At 37.7% G+C, this 6,607-nt stretch carries 4 protein-coding genes; 2 read left to right on the top strand and 2 right to left on the bottom strand.

The features are described from left to right. Positions 1-55: 55 nt before the first annotated feature. On the top strand, positions 56-793 hold the full coding sequence (locus ACP6PL_RS21815; RefSeq protein ID WP_426547378.1) for an STELLO glycosyltransferase family protein: 738 nt from the start codon (positions 56-58) through the stop codon (positions 791-793). A 442-nt stretch (positions 794-1,235) separates the two neighbouring features. Here ACP6PL_RS21815 and cphA read toward each other — a convergent pair whose 3' ends face one another. Beyond that, a complete protein-coding gene (gene cphA, locus ACP6PL_RS21810; RefSeq protein ID WP_426547377.1) occupies positions 1,236-3,950 on the bottom strand; it encodes a cyanophycin synthetase in 2,715 nt (904 codons plus the stop codon). Positions 3,951-4,693: 743 nt separating this feature from the next. Next, positions 4,694-5,569: a cyanophycinase gene (locus tag ACP6PL_RS21805; protein WP_426547376.1), complete on the bottom strand. Its 876-nt coding sequence runs from the start codon at positions 5,567-5,569 to the stop codon at positions 4,694-4,696. Positions 5,570-5,815: 246 nt separating this feature from the next. Between ACP6PL_RS21805 and trmD the strand changes: the two genes are divergently transcribed. Continuing rightward, positions 5,816-6,496, top strand: coding sequence for a tRNA (guanosine(37)-N1)-methyltransferase TrmD (trmD, locus tag ACP6PL_RS21800; RefSeq protein ID WP_426547375.1), 681 nt, complete (start codon positions 5,816-5,818; stop codon positions 6,494-6,496). Positions 6,497-6,607: the final 111 nt, after the last annotated feature.

The raw sequence follows: 6,607 nt of genomic DNA, 5'->3' as shown, positions 1-6,607 counted from the left end.
ATCGCTCTATTTAGTATACGCTATATATAGTGTCTTTGCGTAAGTCCTGTTTATTATGGAGACAGATGATGATAATATTCCTTTAGATGACTTTTGGCAAGATAAGCAACCTACTGTGTTTGTCCCGCAACTTTCTCATCAAGGATGGGTAAACATTTATAAGTATTTTACATCTCAGTTAATTTGGCCTAGAGGCTTACCTTTAAATAAAATTCACGATCCTCTCCCTGAGTTAGAGAACTTAACAAAAGGAGAAGTTTTTTGTCCTATTCAGCAGGGTTTAGCTGATGATAATCCTGATGTAGATGCTATTTATCGCCTGATTCTACCTTTACCCTTAAAATTTAATAATGGTCTGAAAATTGCTTTAGGAAATCGAAGTTGGTGTCCTTTTAATAGTCAAAATACTATTTGGTTTCCTGATGCTTATCCTCTACTTTACCTGCCAGCCTATTGCTCATTTCGGATGACAGATATTTGGCGAAGTTTTGTAGCGCAACGTATCGCTTGGGAAAATGGTTGGTCTATACTATTTTATAGTTCTACGGTTTATCAAGAGCGCAATGAACATAATTTAATGAAAGATTTTCAGGATGAAGTAATTGGATATATTAATAATCAGGAGATTAGTGATATTCTGGGCTGCTTAAAACTAGCATCTGGGCTTAATAATATTCCCGATAATATGATTATTTGTTACTCAAAGTTAATTGAATTAGGGGTAGTTGGAGAGAATGAAATGAAACTACTAGAAAGTTGGTTTGAGGATTTATCAAGTTTTAGTAATGATTAGGAATTGATATATAGCAATCCTATTTTATTCGTAGCAAAAATCTTACTTATTTTTAGGCAACAGGCAATAGGTAAGACTTTCAACTTTTTTATCTACTTTTTGATTTGTCGTGACCTATTTAGGATTGCTATAAATGTCTTGAATATTTTTGTTTATATCTTTAACAAAAATATTATAGATGATACACTCTAGCAAGTTGCAAAAAAGTTGAGGAGCTAATTTTTAATACCAATGTTCTTTAGTATCAGTTATTTTTTGATGTAGTTTAGGTATCTTATTCCGGAGTTTTAACCAATTATTTGAGTCTTTAGTTTTATGTTTAAGTCTTCTTCTCAGCAATTTTAGCTTCCACAGTTAATCTAACAAAAGCTGTAGATTTTTATAATAAAAAAAGGGATTGAAATTTTCAACCCCTTTCACGATAACAATTTAACTATTTAACTTAATGCGCAATTGAAGTTTTTAATTCTTCTGGAGAGTTAGTAGATTTTAAACTACTTTCAGGTAATTCAATATCCTTAACCGGGTTACGAGCTTCTATTAAACTAATAGCTCGACTCACACTTTCTGGTAAAATTACTACTAAACTCTCAGAAGGGGCACGGTCTAAAGCCGTATTAATTGCACTTGTCTCGTCTAGAATTGATTCATAAATAGCTTTTGATTCAGAATCTTTTCCTTGACTCAAGAATTGCTCAACACCTTGATAAATAAGTTCCGCAGCATTTCCCCTGGGGCGTCCCCTAGTATCATCATCTTCTTTGATAATAATTTCATCAAAGATGTCTGCTGCTAGTTCCCCAAGAGAAACAAAATCTTCATCACGGCGATCACCAGGTCCACCAACAACACCTATCCGTTTACCAGGCCAATTTCTGACAAATCCACCTAATGCTTCATAACTAGCAGGATTATGAGCATAATCTACTAAAGCATGATAACTACCCATATTAAACATATTCATCCGGCCTGGAGTTTGATCCACCGAAGCCACAAAAGTTGACAAACCTTTCCGAATATGCTCTATTTTGACTCCTTGGGTAAAGACGGCTAAACAAGCTGCAAGAGCATTAGCAATCATAAATGGAGCTTTACCAGCCATTGTAATTGGCACATTAACTGCTTTTTCAATTCTTAAAGTCCAATCACCTTTCAAAATTGAAATATACCCATTCTCATAAACTGCTGCCAGACCCCCTGCTTCTGTATGTTTGACTAACAGTTCGTTATTTGGATCCATTGAAAAATAAGCAACTTGACCTTTGACTTTCTCTGCCATTGCTGCTACTAATGGGTCTTCAGCATTCAAAATTGCATATCCTTTGGGCATTACCGACTCAGCTACTACACTTTTTAGTTGAGCTAGTTGTTCTACGGTATCTATATCTCCAATACCCAAGTGGTCAGCAGCTACGTTTAATACTATTCCCACTTCACAAGCAGAAAAACCTAAACCAGAACGCAAAATACCGCCCCGTGCCGTTTCTAATACAGCAACTTCTACTGTAGGGTCTGAGAGAATTAAATGGGCACTTTGAGGACCTGTATTATCTCCAGCTTCAGCGAGATATTCACCAATATAAGTACCATCAGTAGTAGTATACCCAACTACTTGACCAGTTTGCTTCATAATATGAGCTAATAGTCGAGTAGTAGTAGTCTTACCGTTGGTACCAGTAACGGTGAGTATTGGTATTCGCCCATTTTTTGAGCCAGGGAATAACATATCCATTACTGCTCCTGCCACATTTCTTGGCAAACCGCGACTAGGAGCAACGTGCATCCGAAAACCAGGAGCAGCATTAACTTCTACTATTACTCCATCTACTTCTCGCAATGGTTTAGAGATATCTTCAGTAACTACATCCATACCTGCAATGTCTAGACCAATTATCTTAGCAGCTCTCGATAATAGCCAAACATTTTCTGGGTGTATTTCATCAGTACGGTCTACTGCTATACCTCCAGTGCTGAGGTTAGCGGTTGCTCTTAAAAAGCAAATTTCTCCTTTTCTCGGTATTGAATCTATGCTGTATCCTTGTCTTTCTAGGATAGAAAGGGCGAGTTTATCTACTGTAATTCTAGTTAGGACGTTATCATGTCCATCTCCTCTTTGGGGATCTCTGTTAGTCTCTTCAATTAGTTCTGATACTGTAGACTTACCGTCTCCCACTACATGAGCTGGAACTCGTTCGGCCACAGCTACAACTTTGCCATTTACTACTAATACTCGGTGGTCTTTGCCTGTGTAGTAACGTTCCACAATTACACTTTTTGTTTTAGAGGCATTACTGGCTAAATCGTATGCTTCTTCTGCCTCTTGCCAATTTCTCACATCTATGGTAATACCACGACCATGATTTCCATCTAGAGGCTTAATTACAATAGGATAGCCTCCGACATCTTCAATGGCATCTTGAAGTTCATCAAAGTAGCGAGTAACCGTACCACGAGGTACTGGTATTCCTGCATCTTTGAGAATTTTTTTCGTGCCTTCTTTATCACAAGCAAGTTCTACTCCAAGAATTCCTGTTTGGTTACTGAGAGTTGCCTGAATTCTTTTTTGATTGACCCCATAACCAAACTGAATCATGAACCGAGCAGATAGTTGAGTCCAAGGAATACCTCTTGCTTCTGCTTCTTTGACTATAGCTTCTGTACTTGGACCTAAAGATGCTTGATTTTTGAATTCTTTGAGGTCTTCTAAATCTTGCTGTAATTCTGTTGGAGGATATGTACCTGTCTCAACAATACTTTGGCAGAGTCTTACTGCTGCTCGTGCTGCATAACGACCTGCTTGTTCATTTTGGTATTCTATTACTACCTGAAATATTCCTGGAGTAGATGTTTCCCTTGTCCTACCAAAACCAACTGGCATTCCTGCTAGCTGTTGAAATTCTAGGGCAACGTGTTCGATCACATGGCCCATCAATGTTCCTTTTTCCACACGACTAAGGAAACCACCTTTGACTCCTGGGGAACAGTAATGTTCTACCAGACTTGGTAGAACTTCGGTTAATCCTTTGTAGAAACCACGAATGTCAGATGTATATTTTTCGTATAGGTCTTCTAAGTCTAGACGCATAACCACCAGTTTATGGCGGCGAATGCTCCAGTAGTTTGGACCGCGTAATGTCTGGAGTTTGAGGATTTTCATAGGAGGATTTGAAGGTGATGCTTAGAATCAGAGAAGCAATGGTATTTTTCTTTTTAATTTCTGCTCAGAATATTTGCTAAACTGTTTACTACAAACTTTTTTTCAGGATGCACTAATCTTTTCTGCTGTACAATACCTATAAAATTTTGGCAAAACTAGGAAAAAACTTGTAATGCCAGTCAAAGATGCTTGCTTCCTGCTTGAACCTGGGAGGTCGGCCTCTTCCAGTTCACAGGCGTAACTTCGGGTACAGCCTACCCTACTAAATTGATTAACTTAGTTAAGGTTGTGGTCTATTTGAGTGCTAAATATAATGAGGGTAGTTGAAAATACGCTCTCTTAACTTTAGTTCTCTATATACATGACCGCAATTATGACAATTTATGGAAAACATTAGTCTGCTAAAACTACGGTCTCACACCTAGCAACAATTTTCGTTGTTAATCATTGACTGAACTGATAAAAACCTTGACTAGCTCTAGATGCTGCTAATTTACTGTTTTGCATCATTTTAGAAACGTTTAGTAGTTTGAAACAAACCTCCATCTTACTTAAAAATATCTGATCGATTTATCAGTTTTTTTGATAATCCTGTGATGGTAGAAGAATTTGGGCTATCTATTACTTTATTTGCTACAAAATATATATAGTTTTCAGTATAGTTACGCTTTATGTCTGCCAATTAGGTAAGCTAATCATCTACAGTAACAAACTTCTCAAGAACTGATAAATTACCAGAAATTCTATGAGTCTAGAGGCATTATTGTTTCAGAAAGCCCTGGTTTCATCATATGGGAATGGAGATCGTAACCATCACCATGGCACATTATATGTAATCTAAGATTCGACAAACTCAAAGGCTCTTCTACCCCTACTTTGGCAGAATTTGTATAGGACATTTCTACCGGATCTATAATTGTGACTGTGCCTTTACCCATAACTTGAATTTGACCGTCTCCTTCAAACAGTGCGCAGGTATCTTCGTCTATCCCTATACCAACTTTGTCCGGATGGGTGGCGATCGCGCTTAATAAACGGGCCATACGATTCCGGTTATGAAAGTGTTGGTCTACTATCAGCTCTGGCAATATGGCCAAACCATTTGTCATATCGACTAGAGATCTATTTGGTGATGAACCACTACCACCACCTGCTATCATGTGATAGCCCATAACTGCTGCTCCTGCACTTGTTCCGGCTAGTGCTATTTTTCCTTCTAAAGCTTTAGTTCTGATTTTGTCCATCAAAGGGGTCTCAGCAAGTAGGCCACAAAGACGCAGTTGATCTCCACCAGTCATAAATACTCCGGTGCAGTCTTCCAAATACTCTAACCAGATTGGGTCTTCTCCCTGATACCTTTCTCGGATGTCAAATATTTTAATATCAACAGCGCCCATATCTTGAAACACCTTACGGTATCTATCTCCTTGAGCTGCTGGTTCTCTCGAAGCTGAAGGAATAACTCCTAGTTTGGCATTTACTCCCCCCGCGCGATTAAAAAAAGTTTGTAGAATCTCTTTTCCATGAACTTTATCCTCGGCTCCTCCGATGACCATAATAGTTGTTTTTGTCGGGCGTAATGTATCTAGTTCTAAGGCTTGAGACTCTAACTGCATCATCTTGTTAATCTTGGACAGCAGGTACACATTCAATTTCAATAATCTGTTATAATAATAGACTATCTTATAAACTTGCAAGTCCCCAACTTGCTCTGGAATTTTTCAACATTTTGTTTGATTGGTTAAATTTATAATTTCAATTTATTGCCCAATTCTTACCGCACAGCATAGTCTACAAAATTAATCTCAACAATTAAAAATTCTACATTTTTCAGGACACCCTAATTATTTATAGTATTAACTGCCGTGCGATTTGATGTTATTACCCTATTTCCAGACTTTTTTACAACACCTCTAAATTTAGGTTTACTGGGGAAGGCCCTTGACAAAAATATTGCCCAGGTTAATCTAGTGAACCCCCGCGATTATACCACAGACAAATATAAAAAAGTTGATGATGAGTCTTATGGTGGAGGAGTGGGAATGGTTTTAAAACCAGAACCTATATTTGCTGCTGTAGAATCATTGCCAACTCTGTCAAAACGAGAGGTGATTCTCTTAACTCCGCAGGGAGAAAGAATGCACCAAGGAATGTTCCGACAGTACGCTACGGAATATGACCAACTTATTCTAATTTGTGGTCATTATGAAGGTATTGATGAAAGAGTAGAATATTTAGTTACTAAAGAAGTATCCCTAGGAGATTTTGTCCTTACAAGTGGAGAAATACCAGCTTTAGCTTTAATTAATGGGGTAGTCAGGTTACTTCCGGGAACAGTAGGAAAGGCTGAATCATTAGCTAATGAAAGTTTTGAATCTGAATTACTTGACTATCCTCATTACACTCGACCTGCTAATTTTCGTGGTTGGAAAGTTCCAGAAGTTTTGCTTTCTGGACATCATGCAGAAATAGCAAAGTGGCGTTATGAACAACAAATTGAGAGAACAAAATCTCGTCGTCCAGATTTGCTAAAAGATGATAATTAATGGAATCAAGGTTTCTTGAATATATCTAAGGTGTGAGGGTAGGGAATGGGGAATAGTTCATTAATGGATAATTGATAATTACCTCTGGTTAAAACCGTTCGGGAATTGAAG

The organism is Dapis purpurea BLCC-M126 (assembly GCF_050015975.1).
GTDB lineage: Bacteria > Cyanobacteriota > Cyanobacteriia > Cyanobacteriales > Microcoleaceae > Trichodesmium.
The sequence above is the reverse complement of the archived record's forward strand: the minus strand, read 5'-3'. Positions and strand labels throughout refer to the sequence as shown.

Coding starts and splice junctions, on each gene's coding strand:
- ACP6PL_RS21815 (WP_426547378.1), top strand. CDS start 56: ATGGAGACAGATGATGATAATATTCCTTTAGATGACTTTTGGCAAGAT.
- cphA (WP_426547377.1), bottom strand. CDS start 3,950: ATGAAAATCCTCAAACTCCAGACATTACGCGGTCCAAACTACTGGAGC.
- ACP6PL_RS21805 (WP_426547376.1), bottom strand. CDS start 5,569: ATGATGCAGTTAGAGTCTCAAGCCTTAGAACTAGATACATTACGCCCG.